Below are 16,859 nucleotides of genomic sequence, written 5' to 3'. Positions count from 1 at the left end.
GGTCATGTTGAAACGGACGGGTTTGGACCCCGACCTCAGCGCAACGAGGGCCACGCATCTCAGAAAACGAGCGGCGGCGTCACCGGCTCAAGGTGATGGCGACCTTGGACGTGCGCAGCAGCTTAGCGGCACACAAGATGGATGCGACGGGCGTCGAAATGCATGCGCAGCACGTCGCCCGTCTGGGGAAGCTCCGCCGGATCTGCCCCCACCAGGTTGACGCGCCACTGCAGGCGGCTCGGAGCATCAACGCGCGGAGGGTCAAGCAGCACGAGGCGCTCGAACCGCGAGTCGCTCACGCGCGAGACGGTGAGGTCGTAGGTGTTCTGGCCCGGCTCGCGCCGGTTGTCGCGATGGAAATATGAGGCGCGTACGCCCAGGTAGGCAACATCGTCTGGCACCGGCGCACCCACGTCGAAGACCATGCCCCAGTCCAGCGCCTCCACACGCGTGGGCCCGACCTTCCGCGCGCGCGACGTATTCTTGCATCCCGTAAGGCGCAGCGTCGCGAGCGTCTTCGGGCTTCTCATGAGCTCGGAGGGAGTGCCTTCCTCCTCAACGCGTCCGTCGTGCATGACCACGATACGATCGCAGAGCCGGCACGCCTCGTCGATGTCGTGGCTCACGTAGAGCACCGTTGCCCCCACCACGTCAAAGAGGTCGAGCATATTCTGCTCGAGCGCGCTTTTGAGATAGGAGTCCAGCGCCGAGAACGGCTCGTCGAACATATAGATGCCCGGACGCGCGGCGATCATGCGCGCCAGAGCGACGCGCTGCTGCTGGCCGCCCGACAGCCGCGACGGATAGCGGTCGGCATACGCGGCCATGCCAAAGATGGCGAGGTAGCGCCGGGCAAGGTCCGCGCGCTTTTCGGCGGACAGCTTGCCGTCCATGCCGGCACAGACGTTTTGCGCCACAGTGAGATTGGGAAACAGCTGGTAGTTCTGGAAGAGCAGCGCCGTCTTGCGCTGCTGCGGCGTGAGGTTGATGCCGCGCTCGGCGTCGAAGAAGGTGACGCCGTTCACTACGATGCGTCCCTCGTCGGGAGTCTCGACGCCCGCGATGCAGCGCAGAGTGCAGCTCTTGCCGCAGCCCGAGGCGCCGAGCAAGGCCACGCGCTCCTCCCCTGCCTCAAGCTGAATGTCCAGGGAGAACCCAGGGTACGCCTTCCGTATGTCCAGCGAAAGCGACATCTAGCGTCTCCCTTCCGACGACGGGCTCACATTCCCACCGGACGTGCCGCCCGTAACGCCAGAGGGTGCACCGCCACCGGCACGCTCCTCGTCCGCAAGCAGAGCCCGCAGCGCCTCGCGGTCGATCACCAAGGCGTCGCCGCCCTGCGACTCCAAGCCGTCGCTTGCCGTCGAAGGCTCGTCGCCACCGCGCCGCGCATCAACGGCAAGCTGGCGCCGCTCGGCACGCGTGAGACCACGCCGGCGATAGGCCTGCGAGTGCGCGGTGTAGAGGTTGATGAAGAGGATCACCAGGAAGCTGAAGACGATGACCACGACCACCCAGAAAAGCGCGACCGAGCTGGAACCTCCCATCCACTGGAAGTAGATGGCGATGGGAATGGTCTGCGTGACGCCGGCGTAGTTGCCCGCAAAGAAGAGCGTGCAGCCGAATTCGCCCATGGCGCGCGCAAACGCCAGCACCGTTCCCGCGGCGATGGACGGCCAGGCAAGCGGCAGCATGAGCGTGCGGAAGATACGCGCCTCGGACCACCCCAGGGTTCGCGCGGCATCGAGCATGGCGGGGTCGAGCGCCTCGAAGGCACCGAGCGCCGTGCGATACATGAGCGGGAACGACACCACCACAGCGGAGACCACGGCGGCGGGCCAGGTGAACACGATGTCGATGCCGTGCGCGATGAGCCAGCGCCCGATGGCCGTAGACTGCCCAAAAAACAGCATGAGCAGAAAACCGCAGACCGTAGGCGGCAGCACCATGGGGATGGTGAAGACCGAATCGAGCACGCCTTTGAGACGGCTCGAGGTGCCCATGGTCTTCCATGCAGCAACAAGTCCCAGCACAAAGGTGAAGACGAGCGCGAGCGCCGAGGTCTTGAGCGAGACCCAGAACGGCCGATAGTCGATGCCCCCAAAGAACTCCTGGGCCTCTTCAAAGAAGGTCGGCGTCGCCTCGCGCGCCGCGGCCCCGGCCGAGACGAGAGCAGCGTTATCACTCCACAGCACCGCGTCACCCAAATCGAGTCCCAGGCTGGTTGCAACGTCGCCGGGGTCTGCCCCGTCGGGAAGCTCCGCCGGCACGACCGAGGTGTAGCTGCGCCCGGCAGCCTCGACACAGAAACGATAACGGTAGGCGCCGCGCACCACCTCGGCATCGCTCGTTACCGTCCAGGGCTTGTCCGCACCTTTCAGAAGGGCGCCGCCGCGCGAATGCGTCTCGTCCAGCTCTTCGATAAGCGTGCGAAGCGCCGAAACGTCGTCCGGATCGTCGATGGCAAAGCCGGCCGAGGCGGCTGCCTCAGTATCTACATAGACGAGCACCTCATCGGATGTGTTGACCACCACCAGGTCGTTGCCCTCGGAGAGCGGCAAGCGGTACCCAAGGTCCACGTCCTCTACCGCGCGCTCGGTGCCGGCATTGTTGCGCACAAACCCGTTCAGGCCAAACCCCGCCTCGTCGTCGACCGCAGAATCCGCCACGGCCCGCTCGTCCTGGCTGGATGTCGACGCGTCCTGCGCCCAAGCAAGACTCGGGTGCGCCGGCACCAGCAGGCACGCCATAGCAAACGTGAGCGCGCACACCAGGCGCAGAAGGAGGGACAGCGCCGCGGCGCCGCCCCTCATGCTTGCGTTGTCGATGTCTGCCATGAGCCCGAAACGCATAGGAACCTGCGCTATTTTGCCAGCTCGAAGCCGTACTGCGACCAGATGGCCAACGCGTCCTCGTTTTCCATGCAGAAGGTGATGAAGTCCTGCGCGACGTCGGGGTTCTTACTCGTGGTGGCCACTGCACCGGGGTACACGATGGCACTATGCGCCTCGGCCGGAACGGTGTAGACGACCTTCAAGCCATCATACCGGTAGACGTCGGAGGTATAGACGAAGCCGATGACGCACTCGCCCGAGGACACGTACTGCGCCGCGGTACCCACGCTGTTCGCCTGGTTCACACGGTCGGCGATCGATGCATCGTACACGCCGTTCGCACCCGAGTCGTCGCTGTACAGGCCAACCGAGGCAAGCGACTGGTTGGCGTATTTTCCTGCAGGCACGGCGCCCGGCTCGCCAATCGCAATGTTGCCGTCGATGTTCACGATGTCCTCAAGGGAGTCGATCGTGATGTCGGAGTCCTGAGCAGCAACGATCACCAGGTCGTTCACAAACATGTCGACGCGGGTGTCGGGATCAACGAGCTCGCCATCCTCGGCGTCATCCATGGTGCCTGCAGAAGCGGTAATGAGAACGTCCACCTGGGCGCCAGCCGTCATCTGCTCCACCAGATCGCCCGAGCCACGAAACTGCGTGTCGGCGAAGGTGGTACCGGTCTCGTCGGTGAAGAGCTCTTGGACCTTGGGCATGGCCTTCTCGAGGGAGTTGGCGGCGAAGATCTGCAGCTCGACCGCGTCGCCATCGGTTGCCGTCGGCTTGGAGCTGCCGGCAGAGCCCGTAGGAGCCTGCGCATCGTTGTTGCAGCCCGCCAACATACCTGCCGCCGCGGCTGCGGCGCCCGACTTAATCAAAGTCCTGCGGCTCATCATGTGGTCGAACATATCGTCCCCTTCCCTCGTCGCCGTCCGTGCGGCGTCCCGTATATCCTCATGTCGAATTATACTCAACTAAGAATAATATGGCAGCATAATTGTTTTCAGTGACCGCCGCCCGCCGTCATTTTCGCCGCGTGCTCGAGCTGGTCGTAGATACCTTCCCAACTCTCACGTGCCGCCTTGGTCGACCCGGGAAAATTGATCACCAGGGTGCCGCCGCGCTGCATGCAGACGGCGCGCGAGAGCATGGCGCGCCGCGTCTTGGTCATGGAGTAGGCGCGCATGGCCTCGGCGATACCGGGCACGTCGCGGTCGCACACCGACCGGGTCGCCTCGGGCGTCACGTCGCGCAGCGAAAGTCCCGTGCCGCCGCATGTGATCACCACGTCGACATGGCGTTCGTCCGCAGCGTCAACGATCGCACAGGAAATCTCCTGCTCGTCGTCGCGCACCACAACATGGCTTGCAACCGACCAGCCTTGGCCGCGAATGAGCTCTTCGAGCGCCGCACCGGCCTCGTCCTCGTCAAGGCCGCGCGTATCAGAGCAGGTGACGATAGAAAAACGCAGGTCCATGGCTACCTCCTAGATAACTGCACCCTCGGGAAGGTCGATGCGCACGCACGGAACCTCGTCGCCCGCGCTATAGCCACGCATGCCCTCCGGCACCATAAGCAGGCAGTTCGCGCGGTGCATGGTTCCCAGCAGGGCGGAATTCTGACTCTTGGCAGAACGCACCTGCAGTTTTCCATCTGCATCCCGCGACACGCACGCGCGGTCGTAGAAGCGACGCTCCTGGCGCTTGGTAACGTCATGGAGCACCTGAGCCGTCTGGACTGGACGCTCAAACGCGGTGTGGCCAAGCATCTTGCGAATAGCCGGACGTGCAAGCATCTCGAAGCCCACGGCCGCCGCCGCAGGATTGCCCGAAAGACCCAGGAACGGCACGCCATGCAGCAGGCCAAACGTAATGGCCTTGCCCGGACGCATGGAAATGCGGTCGAAAAGCACCTCGCCCTCGCGCCGCGCAAGAGCCGTCACGTAGTCGTAGTCGCCGGCCGACGCCCCGCCACTCGTCACGACGAAGTCGCAGGTCTGGACCAGCAACAGCACCGCCTGCGCAATGGAGGCCTCATCGTCCGGCGCGATACCGCCAAACCGCACCTCTGCCCCCGCCTGGATGGCCGCCGCCAAAAGGACCGACGAGTTTGCATCGCGAATCTGGCCGCGCGCAGGCACGGTCGAGGGATCGACGAGCTCGGTGCCGATCGAGAGGATGCCGACCACCGGCGCGCGGTGGACCCGCACCTCGGCGCAACCTGCCGAAGCGAGCAGCCCTGCACCGGCGGCCGTAACGACCTCGCCCGCCTGCATGACCACCTCGCCCGCATGAGCTTCGAGACCGGCCTCGCGCACATTGTCGCCAACGCTGGCAGGAGCATGGAAGGACACCTTCGAGCCCTCGTTGCCATCGCCCTCGAGCACCTCGACGATCTCGTATTTCACCACGGCGTCGGCACCTGCAGGCATGGGCGCGCCCGTCATGATGCGCACCGCCTGGCCGGGCTTGACCTCGCCGTCAAAGACATGCCCCGCCGCCTCGTGGCCCACGACGTCCAGCACGACGGCAGCCTGCGACGAAGCCTCGGCGAGGTCGGACGCATGCACGGCATAGCCGTCCATAGCGCTGTTGGCAAACGGAGAAAGGTCAATATCGGTCGTCGCGTCCTCAGCAAGCGGCAGCCCCACCGCGCGCCACGCCGGAACGACCGTCGTATCCAAAAGAGCCACGTGGTCGAGCACGATGGCGCGCGCCTCCTCGAGCGGAATCATGTTCTCCTGCATATGCTTCCCTTCCCTCGCCGGATGGTGACCCGACGCTCGCAGCAATATTCTCGAACAAGTATAATGCTACCTCGCGCGTTACCATACCAGAGCCTCACCTCCTCTACGCGCCGTCCCACCTTGTGCTCTGTCCTATAATGGCTCCCGTGCGTCCGTGCACAATCCACCCATTCGAAGGAGCCCCATGCCCGTGCCTCAACAGAACGCGTCGCTTGGCGACCATCATGGCCATGGAATCGTAGACCTCATAAGCCACGAGCTCATCCGCACCGAGCGGTCGCTTGCCGCAGACACGCGCCGAGACCTGGGCAACATGCGTGCAACCCTGCGCACGCTCGCGCTCACCGTCGTCGTTTCCGTGCTCATGGGCGCGGCGGCATGGGCGTTCTTGTCGGCGCTCGAGCTGGTCACTGCTGCACGCGAACGCAACCTGGCGCTTTTCGCGCTGCTTCCCGTGGTGAGCGTCGCCACCGCATGGGTCTACCGCAACCATGGTCTTCGAGCCGCGCGGGGCAACAACCTCGTGATCGACAGCTCGCTCGAGGGGACCCCCATTCACGCCCGCATGGCAATCCTCACCTTTATCTGCTCGGTCGCCACGCACCTCGCGGGAGGTTCGGCCGGTCGCGAAGGCACGGCCGTACAGATCGGCGGCACCATCGCAAGCAACGTGGCAGGTATCTTCAAGCTGCGTGGACGCGATCGCCAGGACGTTATGCTGGGCGGTATCTCCGCTGCCTTCGGCGGCGTCTTCGGCACACCGCTCGCCGGAGCATTCTTCGGCATGGAGATGTGCACCGTCGGTAAGCTCAACTATCGCGCCGGCCTTTATTGCCTTGCGGCGTCGTTTATCGGCGACGCGACGGCACGTGCGCTCGGCGTCTCCCATAGCTGGCAGACCATAGCGAGCGTTCCCGCCATGGGGCCTGTAACGGTTGTGGCCGTGGTTGTTTGCGCCGTCGCGTTTGGCCTCGTGGCACGTCTGTTCTCGCTTGCCATCCGCGTCGTCAAGCGCTTCTATTCCCAGCGGTTCCAAAACTATCTGGTCGCCGCACTCGTCGGGTCGCTCGTGCTGCTTGCCGTCTACGTCGCCGGCGACCTCTTTGCCTACGGCGGCCTTGCCGAATGGCTCACGGGCGCGGGCTTTCGCGGCGAGACCTCCTGGACGGATGCCCTCATCAAGCTCGTCATGACCGCGCTCACCCTCGGTGCGGGCTTTCAGGGTGGCGAGGTGACGCCGCTCTTCGACATCGGCGCCGCTTTTGGAGGATGGCTCGGACAGATCACCGGGCTCGGCCCCAGCTTCATGGCCGCGCTTGGCATGGTGGGCGTGTTCGGAGCCGCCCTCAACGTACCGGTCACCACCATCATGCTTTCCATCGACATGTTCGGAGGCCAGGCGGCGCCCTACATGGTGATCGTCGCCTTTATCAGCTATCTCGTCGCGGGACATCGCGGCGTCTATCCCGCGCAGCGCATCGTCACCTCAAAGCGTCGCTCGCTTGAAGCCGACGAAAACCTGACGGTGGACGAGGCAATCCGTCGCCACGAGGCCGCCGAGGAGAACCTCGATGTCTAGCGAGCGGAATGCCCGCTCCCCGCTGGGACGCGTCCTCATCATCGCCAACCCCGCCGCACATTCCGGAGACGCCCGCGAATCCGCAGAGCACCTTCGGCGATTTCTTGCCGAACAGCTCCCCGACAAGGCCTCGGCCACCCTCGTTTACACCGAGCGTCCCCGCCACGCGGTCGAGCTCGCTCGCGACGCCATGGGTTTCGACACCGTGGTCGCCCTGGGTGGTGACGGCGTGGTCCACGAGGTGGTCTGCGGGCTCATGCAGCGCCCCGCGGCCGATCGGCCGACGCTCGGGGTGGTTCCCGTGGGCTCCGGCAACGACTACGCCCGCACCCTCGGGCTTCCGCGCGGCGCGCACGCAGACATCTCCTACCTGCTTTCCTGCGAGCGCGTATCCATGGATGTCGGACGTATCGACGTGATGGACACAGGCGCGACAGCAACAGAGTATTTTGTAGAGACCTTCTCGATCGGCCTCGATGCGGCCATCGCTCTCGGCACGCAGGAGCTCCGCAAGAGCAGCCCGCTCTCGGGTACGGCGCTCTATCTGGCCAGCAGCTTCTCGGTGCTCGGCCCCGGCTATCGCAGTTTCCCTGCGCGTATCGCTATAGACGATGAAGCTCCCCGCGCGTGTGACCTCATCTTTATGGCCGTCCAGATCGGCCCGACCTACGGCTCGGGCTTTCGCATCTGTCCTCAAGCAGACCCGACCGACGGCCTGTTCGACACCTGCCATGCCGTCGGCCCCGTGTCTCGCATCCGCGCCATCCCGGTCTTTGTACGCGCGAAAATGGGCAGGCATGTGACCTCCCGGCTGGTCACCATGGGCCAGGCACGGCGCGTAGCGTTCACCCTGGGCGGTGACGACTATCCCATTCAGGCGGACGGAGAGCGCATTCACGCACGGCGGCTGACGGTAAGCATGGTGCCACATGCCATCTCCGTTCTTCGGCCCAACAACACGCGTCTCTGATACAGCGCGCCGCGAACAGGAACCTTCGACATGTTGTCGCTCCATCGTGAGCAACAGCGCCTCAAACGCAGCAATCCACACACATCGCAGACCCAGCGCGTGGATCGCTGATGCTCTCCCTGCCGCACCACCGTTTGCAGCAGGGTCATGTGCCCGACAGACGAATGCTATTCGATGAAGGTGAGCTCCCCTGTCTCACCGTCCATGGCCGAGATGCGAGCGAGTGACTCCACCCGGAAGCCGCGCGAGCGCAGCGCGTCGCCACCGCCCTGAAACGCCTTCTCGATGGCGATGCCGATACCCTCGACGGTGGCTCCCGCCATATCGCAGAGACGGATGAGACCCTCGAGCGCGCAGCCATTTGCCAGGAAGTCGTCGATGATGAGGACGTGGTCGTCCGGCGAGAGGAATCTACTTCCCACGATGACCGGATACTCGCGCTGCTTGGTAAACGAGTAGATGGTGGTGGCAAACTGGTCGCCGTCCAGATTGATGGAAGGCGCCTTCTTTGCAAAGACCACCGGCACGTTGTTAAAATGGCGCGCCGCGACGCACGCGATACCGATGCCCGAGGCCTCGATGGTCAAGATCTTGCTCACCGGTGTGCCGGCAAAACGCCGTGCCCACTCCTCGCCCATCGCATCGAATAGCTGGACGTCGCACTGGTGGTTAAGAAAGGCATCCACCTTGAGCACGCCGCCCGGCTTGACAACGCCGTCTTTGAGAATACGGTCTTCCAACAACTTCATGGCGCTCCCCTTCGCCCGTGTGAATGAATTGTAAGCAGAATACCACGCGGAGGCTTCGTCACAGGTGTCGGTCGAGCCAGTCCAGCACGTCGGCATATACAGCAGCCCGCCCCGGCTCGTTGAGAATCTCGTGGCGCATGCTCGAATAGATATGCTCTTCGACATCGCTGAAGCCGGCGTCGCGATACTGTGCGACCGCGCGCCGAACGCCCGCACCACAGTCCCCCACAGGGTCCTCGGCGCCCGCGATAACCAAAAGCGGCAGCTCGCGCGGCACAGATGCGAGCAGGTCCCGTCGCTGTGCGTCGCCCGCGAGCGCAGACACCGCCGCATAGCCTCCCACGGTGAACACCTGGCCGCAGAGCGGGTCGTCGAGATAGGCCTGCACCACCGCAGGGTCGGTCGAAAGCCAGTCGTTTCGCGTGGCGGCGCCCCTGACGGCGCGGGCGTAGGCCCCAACCCCCAAGGCATCGATCAGATGGCTGCGATAGCGCTCCCCCCGCACGGCGGCAATGAAGCGCGTGAGCACCCGGCCCACATCGGTGAGAAGGCGCGGCTGCTGGCCCGTGCCGCATATCACTACGCCAGACAGCCCTTCGGGATAGCGCGTCAGATACACGCGCACCATGAAACTGCCCAACGAGTGTCCGAACAGGACATAGGGCACGTTGGTGTAGCCCGCACGCGCAAGCATCTCGACCGTACGCGTCTGGAGGGTGCGCATGTCGGACAGAAGCATATCGACCCCGCCGTGCAGAGGGATGTGCCCCAGGTCATCTGGGCCGGAGGCGGTCAGGCCGTGGCCGATATGATCGTTCGCACATACTGCGAACCCCGCATCGGTGAGCGTCTGGGCAAACCCCGTATAGCGTCCAATGTGCTCGGACATGCCGTGCGCCAGCTGGACCACGCCGCGCAGCGCCGTCGATGGGCCCGTCGCATCGGCGGCATCGGGCAGCCAGAGCATCGCATGGACCTTCGACGTCCCGTCCGCGCTGGGATATCTCAGCTCCTCAGACCGCATGCCATCCCCTTTCCGTACCCCGGGTCGCGGTGTGTCGCGACGTTGTGATACACCAAGCCCCAGACGCCCGGTTCTCAGAACAGGCATCTGGGGCGTAAGCGGCAACTCTTGCTAGATGGTGTCGAGCGCCTGGTCGACGTCGGCAATGAGGTCGTCGGTGTCCTCGATGCCGCACGAGAGACGCACCATGTCCGGCGCGATGCCGGCGGCGGCGAGCTCCTCGTCGTTCATCTGGCGATGCGTCGCGTTTGCGGGATGCAGCACGCAGGTACGGGCGTCGGCCACGTGCGTCGCAATCTGCGCGACATGCAGGTTCTTCATGAACTGCTCGGCCGCGGAACGACCGCCCTCAAAGCCGAAGCTCACCACGCCGCAGGTTCCGTTCGGCATGTACTTCTGGGCAAGCTGATAGCTGGAGTCGGACGGCAGGCCCGGATACTTCACGAAGCGGACCTTCGGATGGTCGTGCAGGAACTCAGCCATTGCCTGACCGTTCTTCACGTGCTGCCTCATGCGCACGTGCAGACTCTCCAGGCCACTGTTAAGGAAGAATGCATGCATCGGCGACTGGATCGGGCCGAGGTCGCGCATGAGCTGAGACGTCGCCTTGGTGATGAACGCGCCGCCCTGGCCGAACTTCTGCGTGTAGACGACGCCGTGGTAGGTCTCGTCGGGCGTGGTGAGGCCCGGGAACTTGTCGGCATGGGCATCCCAGTCGAAGTTGCCGGAGTCCACAATCGCGCCGCCGACGCAGGCGCCGTGGCCGTCCATGTACTTGGTGGTGGAGTGCGTCACGATGTCGGCGCCCCACTCGAAGGGCCGGCACATGACCGGCGTCGGGAAGGTGTTGTCGACGATGAGCGGCACGCCGTGGGCATGGGCCGCCACCGCGAAGCGCTCGATATCGAGCACGTCGAGCGCGGGGTTGGCGATGGTCTCGCCGAAGACTGCCTTGGTGTTGGGCTGGAAAGCGGCCTCGAGCTCTTCGTCGGTGCAGTCGGGCGCCACGAAGGTGCTCTCGACACCCATGCGGTGCATGGTGTGAGCGATCAGGTTGTAGGATCCGCCGTAGATGGCCGAGCTCGCCACGATGTGGTCGCCCGCTCCGACGATGTTGAAGAGCGCGAAGAAGTTTGCCGACTGGCCTGAGCTCGTGAGCATGCCGGCCGTGCCGCCCTCAAGCTCGCAGATCTTGGCCGCAACGGCATCGTTCGTGGGGTTCTGAAGGCGCGTGTAGAAGTAGCCAGCTTCTTCAAGGTCAAAGAGCTTGCCCATGTGCTCGGACGTATCGTACTTCCATGTGGTGGACTGATAGATGGGCACCTGGCGCGGCTCACCGTCTCCGGGTCGATAACCGCCCTGAACACAGGTCGTTCCAATATGCTCTGCCATTCGTTCACTCCTTCGCGCAACGGTCTCGATTCATCTGCGCCGGCAATCGCCAGCAACAGATAAGCTTAGCTGCTTACGATGGACCCCGACTGGCCGGAGGCCATTCTTAACACAGTTGCCACCGTGCTTCCCGAAACGGCAGGTGCCGCCCAGGAATGTCGGCACCCTCAGACGTTGCCCGCCGGATCCAAGCAACAGGCCCGACACCTCACAGCATCGAACTGTGCCACAATAGGTGGTCTTTGAGCATGAAATCACCGAGGCCGGCGCTCGCCCGCGTTCGCGCGCCAGTCATGCACGTACGCCGCGCCACAGAAAGGATCGCCATGACCGAAGAGAACCTCGCCACCATCGCCCCGCAACTTGTCGACCAAGCCCTCGCCCTGCGCTCCGAGTATGGCTACAACTGCGCGCAGGCGATAGCATGCGTGCTCGCTCCCCTGGTGGGCGCCGATGCCGATGCCGCCTATCGCCTCTCCGAGGGCTTTGGAAGCGGCATGGGCGGTATGACCGAAACCTGCGGCGCCATCTCGGCTGCCGTCATGATCCTCAGCCAGCTGACCAGCGCCGGCACTGAACAGCCTGGCACCACGAAGGGCTCCACCTATAAGCTCGTTCGTCAGCTGATCGACCGTTTTGTCGAGCAGAACGGAACCACCATTTGCCGCGAGCTCAAGGGTGTCGGCCGCGAGGGCGGCGCGATCCGCAGCTGCCCTGGCTGCATTGAGGACGCGATTCGCTTCTCCTGCGACATCATCGACGCAAGCCGCGCGTAGAACAGCCAGGGTCCCGGTTTTCAGCACAGGCACATTCCTTCAAACAGTATTACACGCCTTGCAGCCGAGAGCCCTCAAACAAAGGTACGTGCCTTCAGGTGAAATTACGTGCGCTCAAACGAAGTTGCGTGCGCCGTTTTAAAGTTGATAGAGCTTTAGGGCCATTTTCAGGTGTCCAAAGACCAAAAAATGGACGAATCCGTCTATCAACTTGAAAAGGCCGCACGCAACTTCGAGAGAGCGCACACGTAAGGCGCTCGTCCCTCACCCGCCGCTCACTTAGAACTCGGCAAAGCGCGGCTTTCCGACCTCAACCTGCTCGCGTCCAGCGAACCGTTCGGTCAGAGCTGCCAAAAACGGAACCTCGTCCCCCTCTTTGAAAACCACATGGATAGCTACCGCATCGGTAAAATCGCTCGATGAGACCTTACCGCCAGCCTGTTCGATCAAATGCAGCATCTGGTCGTAATGGGAATAGGCCACCCCAACGTCCACCGGAACCACCGACGTCATCTCTACAAGCATTCCCTGCGCACGGGCGACTTCGATAGCCTCTTGAGCCGCCGCTGTATAGGCGCGGACGAGCCCTCCGGGCCCCAGCAGCGTTCCTCCAAAGTAACGTGTCGTCACGCAGCACACGTCGCGCAGGCCGGCTCCTCGCAACACCTCAAGCGTCGGCATGCCGCTCGTACGCTGAGGCTCACCGTCGTCGCTCGCACGCTCGCGGCCATCGGCCAAGATCCAAGCCGGCACGTTGTGGCGCGCGTCGTAGTGCCGCGCCCTCACGCGAGCGATGTGCTCCGCCGCTTCGTCTTCGCTCTCAACGTGGACCAACTGGGCGATAAAGCGGCTCTTTCGGTCGTCGTACTCGGCCTGCGCCTCATACCCCGCACGAACCGTGATATAACTTTCCATCGTACGCCCCGCTCCTCGCCGTTCGCCTTAATGTGTCCGCACCCCATTGTATCTGTGAGCCACATCGCCGCCAAAGCCCAAGCGCGGCTACGCTCTGCAACCTCAGCGTAAGACGGCTGCCGCCCCACATAAAACAGCGCCGTAGCAAAAGCGGCCCCGAAGGACCGCTCGCTTCAAACCGAATTACATACAGGATGATGAACTCACCCGCGGTGAAAACGCATTAGGAGTTCTTCATCACGATGCTGTCGACCGTGTCTGCCACGCTCTCGCAGCAATCGACGCAGTACTCCATGAACATATACACCTCGCGCCACGCCAGAATCTCCAGCGGATCGGTCGAGGTCGTATGGAGGGTCCTCATAGCCTTGATAAACAGGTGATCCGCCTCCTCCTCGAGCGAGTTCAGGGCGATCACGTGGTCGTGCAGGGTCTTCGAGCGCTTGAAGTGAGCCATCTCGCCCAGGAGCTCACGCATCTCCTCGCAGCTGCGGCAGATCATATCCACCATCTCGTGCGCGTCGGGACGCATGACCTGGATGTTGTCGAAGTACAGGCGGTGCAGCACACCCTCGATGCGATCGGTCACGTCATCCAGGTGCTGGCTCAGCAGGGCGATGTCCTCGCGCTCGATCGGAGTTACGAACGCGGTGATCAGTGCGTCGCGCACCTCATGCTTCTTCTCGTCGGCAGACTGCTCGATCTCGTGCATGGCGTCAAGAGCCTCGCCGATGCGATTGGGATCGTAGTTCTTAGTCACCTCGGAAAGCAGGTGCGCAGCCTTACATGAAAGGTCCGCGCATGCGATGAAGGCGTCAAAGTAGAACGCGTCATTCTTCCTGGCCATGATAGTTCCTCCTTGCTTGGAGAGTAAGCGATCGCGAGAGTGGCGTCGCCCGCCTGTTCGAACGGCTGGCACACGCCGAGGCCGCTCGATGAGAACCGACGAAAATATGGTGCCTAGAACACCATCATAAAGAGCTTAGCCATCACAAAACTGATGAGGCCGCAGCCCGGGAACGTGAAGACCCACGTGAGCATCATGTCTTTGACCACCGAGAAATTGATGGCCGAGAGACGCTTCACCGCGCCTACGCCCATGATGGCGCTCGTCTTGGTATGTGTCGTGGATACCGGAATGCCGGTCAGCGTCGAGAGCAGAATGCAGATGGCACCGGCGAGGTCGGCCGAGAATCCCTGGAAGGTCTCGAGCTTCACCATGTCCATGCCAACGGACTTGATGATCTTCTCGCCACCGACGCTTGTGCCCACGCCCATGGTCACACTGCAGATGAGCATGAGCCAGACAGGGATGACCGCACCCACCAGATCGGGCTGGCCGTTGCAGAACGCCACGCCCAGCAGCAGCACGCCGATGAACTTCTGGCCGTCCTGCGCTCCGTGCATGAAGCTCATGGCCGCGGCGCCGAAGATCTGCGCGTACTTGAAGACCTTGTTCGTACGCCGACGGTCCATGTTGGCACAGATGATGGTAAGCAGCTTGCAGATCACCCAGCCAAGCGCAAATCCAAGGGCGAGGCTCAGCACGAGGCCGTAGATGACCTTGATCCACTCCTCGCCGTTTACGCCGTCCAGGCCGCCCTGCACCGCGAGCGCCGCGCCAGTAAGGCCGGCGATAAGGCTGTGGCTCTCGCTCGTAGGGATACCAAAGATCGACGCACCGACGCTATAGACCACGATGGAGAACAGCGCGGCACAAAGCGCCACAAGCGCCATATCGGTGTTGGTGCCAAAGTCGACCATGTTCGAGATGGTCGAAGCGACCGACGAGTTGACGAGGGTCATGATGAGCACGCCCAAGAAGTTGAAGACCGCGCTCATGATGATCGCCGGGCGAATATTGATGGTTCGCGTGGTTACTGCTGTCGCAATGGCGTTTGGGGCATCGGTCCAACCGTTGACGAAGATGACGCCCAACGTGAGCAACACCGTGATAGCGAGGATAGGATTGGAGGCAAGCTCCTGCAAAAACAATCCCAACGTCACGTCCAAAACGTTCCACTCCCCCAGTAGATGCAAACTGGACCTCGACGCACCGGGATCTGGCTCCGTCAGCGGGACGGGCGACCCGCAGGGACGGCCGAGAGCGCTGTGTAAAGAGAAAGTCAGCTGATTATGTGGGCAAACTGTCTCATTTGCGCTACAACAGGGTAACACTTTACTTTTCTCTAGCCAACAGCTTACGCATGTGATTGATTGTAAGGGTTTTGTAAGCCGATTCCTGATATACCCTGTTCGCGGGTGAGGGGGTTGGTGAATGAGCGCGCTCGGCGGGCGTGAGGCAGACGCGCGGCTGCTCTCGGCGGCGGCTCGAAGCAGCGTCTAGGAAAACGCTGATTACAGCTTCCTTGCGCCTCCTCATGCTCACTCGCTTCGGAAAAGGGCGTCCGAAACGCGATTCGCCGAGTAGACAAGGATGCCCGACGGACAAAACACCTGGTAGATGGCTCGGAGCTTAAGAGTCTACTCGGCGATTCCGGAAAGGGACGCCCTTTTCCGAATCGAACGTGCGAGGGGCCGCCGCGAAAGCTCATATTCAGTGTTTCCCTAGCGACGGCTCGATACGGCAACTAACTACGACAGGCGGCAACTTGCAGCCCTTCGCAGAATATGTGCACCCCTGAGAGCGGCAAACAGACATGATACAATACCTCCCGCAAAGCGGGCCAGACGGTCGCGCGACCGGCGCTTCGGCGCCGGCGTGAGGAAAGTCCGGGCTCCACAGGGCAGGATGCTGGCTAACGGCCAGGCGGAGCGATCCGACGGAAAGTGCCGCAGAAAAGAAGACTCCCACCTGCGCGCAAGCGTAAAGGGAAAAGCTGAAACGGTGGTGTAAGAGACCACCAGCGTCGTGGCAACACGGCGGCTGGGTAAACCCCATCCGGAGCAAGCGCGAATAGGGGCGCTATGGGTTGGCCCGGCCCGCGCCCGGGTAGCGTGCGAGGAGCCGCGCAGCGATGCGTGTGCCAAGATAAATGACCGTCCTCGACAGAACCCGGCTTACAGGCCCGCTTTGCACCTCTCTCCCAACAATCGGCTGTATCACTTCGTATGCATGGGCGCACACGGGGATGTATCGCGCCTGGGCCCGATTCCACGTCTTGGACCCAGCCTCACGCCTGAACCCGATTCCGCGCCTGAGACCCGGCCCGCGCCGTGCCCCCGATTGTGCTCAACTACAAACGCGAAGCGATGCTCTGCGCGCAATCATTGGGGTATAAGGTTGCCGACACGCCAACCGCAACCGATGGGAGCCCCATGTCTTTCACCGATCTTACCCGCGCCCGCTATTCCTGCCGCTCCTATGAGAAGCGCGCCGTCGAGCCCGAGAAGCTCGACGCAATCATCGAGGCGGGCCGCATCGCGCCATCCGCCCACAATAACCACCCCACGCGCCTTGTCGTCTGCGACACGCCCGAGCTGCGCGAGAAGGCTACCAAAGCGGCGCATCACTTTGCTAAGGACGGCAGCGTCTTCGGTGCGCCCGTGGTGCTTCTCGCCTGCGCCAAAACCGAGGAGGCCTGGGTGCGTCGAGGCGACGGCATGAACTCGTCGCTCATCGACACCTCGATCGTGGTCGACCAGATGATGATGCAGGCCGTGGAGCTGGGGCTGCAGACCTGCTGGGTCTGCATGTTCGACCCCGACATCGCGCGCGAGGAGTTTGGGCTTTCCGCCGACACGCTGCCGGTATCCATGCTCACCCTGGGCTATGCAGCAGACACCATCGCCGAGCCCGATGCCCGCGAGGCCCGCTGCATCCCTCGTAACGAGTTCGTGCTCTAAAAAACTACGTCACCTATCCCACACCTAAAGACAAAAGTGCCGCCCCGAGAGGAGCGGCGCTTTCTATGCA

15 protein-coding genes and 1 other RNA gene are annotated in these 16,859 nt (G+C 63.0%); 5 read left to right on the top strand and 11 right to left on the bottom strand.

Annotated features, from left to right (window positions below):
- Nucleotides 1-122: 122 nt before the first annotated feature.
- From B5F33_RS06610 to glp, 5 genes are all read right to left on the bottom strand, one after another.
- Nucleotides 123-1,193, bottom strand: a complete 1,071-nt coding sequence (locus tag B5F33_RS06610; protein WP_087411019.1) for an ATP-binding cassette domain-containing protein — start codon at nt 1,191-1,193, stop codon at nt 123-125.
- A complete protein-coding gene (modB, locus tag B5F33_RS06605; protein ID WP_239284903.1) occupies nt 1,194-2,837 on the bottom strand; it encodes a molybdate ABC transporter permease subunit in 1,644 nt (547 codons plus the stop codon).
- A gap of 26 nt (nt 2,838-2,863) precedes the next feature.
- Nucleotides 2,864-3,739: a molybdate ABC transporter substrate-binding protein gene (gene modA / locus B5F33_RS06600; protein WP_087411018.1), complete on the bottom strand. Its 876-nt coding sequence runs from the start codon at nt 3,737-3,739 to the stop codon at nt 2,864-2,866.
- 95 nt (nt 3,740-3,834) lie between these two features.
- On the bottom strand, nt 3,835-4,308 hold the full coding sequence (locus B5F33_RS06595; protein WP_087411017.1) for a MogA/MoaB family molybdenum cofactor biosynthesis protein: 474 nt from the start codon (nt 4,306-4,308) through the stop codon (nt 3,835-3,837).
- Nucleotides 4,309-4,317: 9 nt separating this feature from the next.
- Nucleotides 4,318-5,577: a gephyrin-like molybdotransferase Glp gene (gene glp, locus B5F33_RS06590; RefSeq protein ID WP_087411016.1), complete on the bottom strand. Its 1,260-nt coding sequence runs from the start codon at nt 5,575-5,577 to the stop codon at nt 4,318-4,320.
- 190 nt (nt 5,578-5,767) lie between these two features.
- Between glp and B5F33_RS06585 the strand changes: the two genes are divergently transcribed.
- Both B5F33_RS06585 and B5F33_RS06580 read left to right on the top strand, forming a co-directional pair.
- Complete coding sequence (locus B5F33_RS06585; RefSeq protein WP_239284901.1) at nt 5,768-7,156, top strand: chloride channel protein; 1,389 nt, start codon at nt 5,768-5,770, stop codon at nt 7,154-7,156.
- Entirely contained in the window at nt 7,149-8,126 is a 978-nt protein-coding gene (locus tag B5F33_RS06580; RefSeq protein WP_087411014.1) for a diacylglycerol kinase family protein, read from the top strand. Before B5F33_RS06585 ends, B5F33_RS06580 begins: the two co-directional genes overlap by 8 nt.
- Before the next feature lie 167 nt (nt 8,127-8,293).
- On the opposite strand, the gene B5F33_RS06575 is transcribed toward B5F33_RS06580, so the two are convergent.
- From B5F33_RS06575 to B5F33_RS06565, 3 genes are all read right to left on the bottom strand, one after another.
- A complete protein-coding gene (locus B5F33_RS06575) occupies nt 8,294-8,875 on the bottom strand; it encodes a xanthine phosphoribosyltransferase (protein ID WP_087411013.1) in 582 nt (193 codons plus the stop codon).
- A gap of 58 nt (nt 8,876-8,933) precedes the next feature.
- Complete coding sequence (locus B5F33_RS06570; RefSeq protein WP_087411012.1) at nt 8,934-9,899, bottom strand: alpha/beta fold hydrolase; 966 nt, start codon at nt 9,897-9,899, stop codon at nt 8,934-8,936.
- Between the two features lie 111 nt (nt 9,900-10,010).
- Complete coding sequence (locus B5F33_RS06565) at nt 10,011-11,291, bottom strand: O-acetylhomoserine aminocarboxypropyltransferase/cysteine synthase family protein (RefSeq protein WP_087411011.1); 1,281 nt, start codon at nt 11,289-11,291, stop codon at nt 10,011-10,013.
- A 326-nt stretch (nt 11,292-11,617) separates the two neighbouring features.
- On the opposite strand from B5F33_RS06565, the gene B5F33_RS06560 reads away from it, so the two are divergent.
- The gene (locus B5F33_RS06560) at nt 11,618-12,067 is read left to right on the top strand and encodes a C-GCAxxG-C-C family protein (RefSeq protein WP_087411010.1); all 450 of its coding nucleotides are present in this window, start codon (nt 11,618-11,620) and stop codon (nt 12,065-12,067) included.
- 279 nt (nt 12,068-12,346) lie between these two features.
- Here B5F33_RS06560 and B5F33_RS06555 read toward each other — a convergent pair whose 3' ends face one another.
- The 3 genes from B5F33_RS06555 to B5F33_RS06545 form a co-directional block, all read right to left on the bottom strand.
- Complete coding sequence (locus B5F33_RS06555) at nt 12,347-12,982, bottom strand: YigZ family protein (protein ID WP_087411009.1); 636 nt, start codon at nt 12,980-12,982, stop codon at nt 12,347-12,349.
- 223 nt (nt 12,983-13,205) lie between these two features.
- On the bottom strand, nt 13,206-13,829 hold the full coding sequence (locus B5F33_RS06550) for a DUF47 family protein (RefSeq protein ID WP_087411008.1): 624 nt from the start codon (nt 13,827-13,829) through the stop codon (nt 13,206-13,208).
- Nucleotides 13,830-13,942: 113 nt separating this feature from the next.
- Nucleotides 13,943-14,995 (bottom strand): inorganic phosphate transporter, encoded by a 1,053-nt coding sequence (locus B5F33_RS06545; protein WP_087411007.1) that lies wholly within the window; start codon nt 14,993-14,995, stop codon nt 13,943-13,945.
- A gap of 666 nt (nt 14,996-15,661) precedes the next feature.
- Between B5F33_RS06545 and rnpB the strand changes: the two genes are divergently transcribed.
- Nucleotides 15,662-16,022, top strand: an RNA gene (rnpB, locus tag B5F33_RS06540) — RNase P RNA component class A.
- 239 nt (nt 16,023-16,261) lie between these two features.
- A complete protein-coding gene (locus tag B5F33_RS06535) occupies nt 16,262-16,789 on the top strand; it encodes a nitroreductase family protein (protein ID WP_087411006.1) in 528 nt (175 codons plus the stop codon).
- The last annotated feature ends 70 nt before the right edge of the window (nt 16,790-16,859 follow it).

It is taken from the genome of Collinsella sp. An2 (assembly GCF_002160065.1).
Lineage (GTDB): Bacteria > Actinomycetota > Coriobacteriia > Coriobacteriales > Coriobacteriaceae > Limicola.
The sequence above is the reverse complement of the archived record's forward strand: the minus strand, read 5'-3'. Positions and strand labels throughout refer to the sequence as shown.

Bases quoted from the DNA above. Each gene is read 5' to 3' on its own strand.
- B5F33_RS06575 (WP_087411013.1), bottom strand. From the start codon at position 8,875: ATGAAGTTGTTGGAAGACCGTATTCTCAAAGACGGCGTTGTCAAGCCG.
- B5F33_RS06535 (WP_087411006.1), top strand. From the start codon at position 16,262: ATGTCTTTCACCGATCTTACCCGCGCCCGCTATTCCTGCCGCTCCTAT.
- B5F33_RS06610 (WP_087411019.1), bottom strand. From the start codon at position 1,193: ATGTCGCTTTCGCTGGACATACGGAAGGCGTACCCTGGGTTCTCCCTG.
- modA (WP_087411018.1), bottom strand. From the start codon at position 3,739: ATGTTCGACCACATGATGAGCCGCAGGACTTTGATTAAGTCGGGCGCC.
- B5F33_RS06560 (WP_087411010.1), top strand. From the start codon at position 11,618: ATGACCGAAGAGAACCTCGCCACCATCGCCCCGCAACTTGTCGACCAA.
- B5F33_RS06570 (WP_087411012.1), bottom strand. From the start codon at position 9,899: ATGCGGTCTGAGGAGCTGAGATATCCCAGCGCGGACGGGACGTCGAAG.
- B5F33_RS06550 (WP_087411008.1), bottom strand. From the start codon at position 13,829: ATGGCCAGGAAGAATGACGCGTTCTACTTTGACGCCTTCATCGCATGC.
- glp (WP_087411016.1), bottom strand. From the start codon at position 5,577: ATGCAGGAGAACATGATTCCGCTCGAGGAGGCGCGCGCCATCGTGCTC.
- B5F33_RS06555 (WP_087411009.1), bottom strand. From the start codon at position 12,982: ATGGAAAGTTATATCACGGTTCGTGCGGGGTATGAGGCGCAGGCCGAG.
- B5F33_RS06580 (WP_087411014.1), top strand. From the start codon at position 7,149: ATGTCTAGCGAGCGGAATGCCCGCTCCCCGCTGGGACGCGTCCTCATC.
- B5F33_RS06595 (WP_087411017.1), bottom strand. From the start codon at position 4,308: ATGGACCTGCGTTTTTCTATCGTCACCTGCTCTGATACGCGCGGCCTT.
- B5F33_RS06565 (WP_087411011.1), bottom strand. From the start codon at position 11,291: ATGGCAGAGCATATTGGAACGACCTGTGTTCAGGGCGGTTATCGACCC.
- modB (WP_239284903.1), bottom strand. From the start codon at position 2,837: ATGGCAGACATCGACAACGCAAGCATGAGGGGCGGCGCCGCGGCGCTG.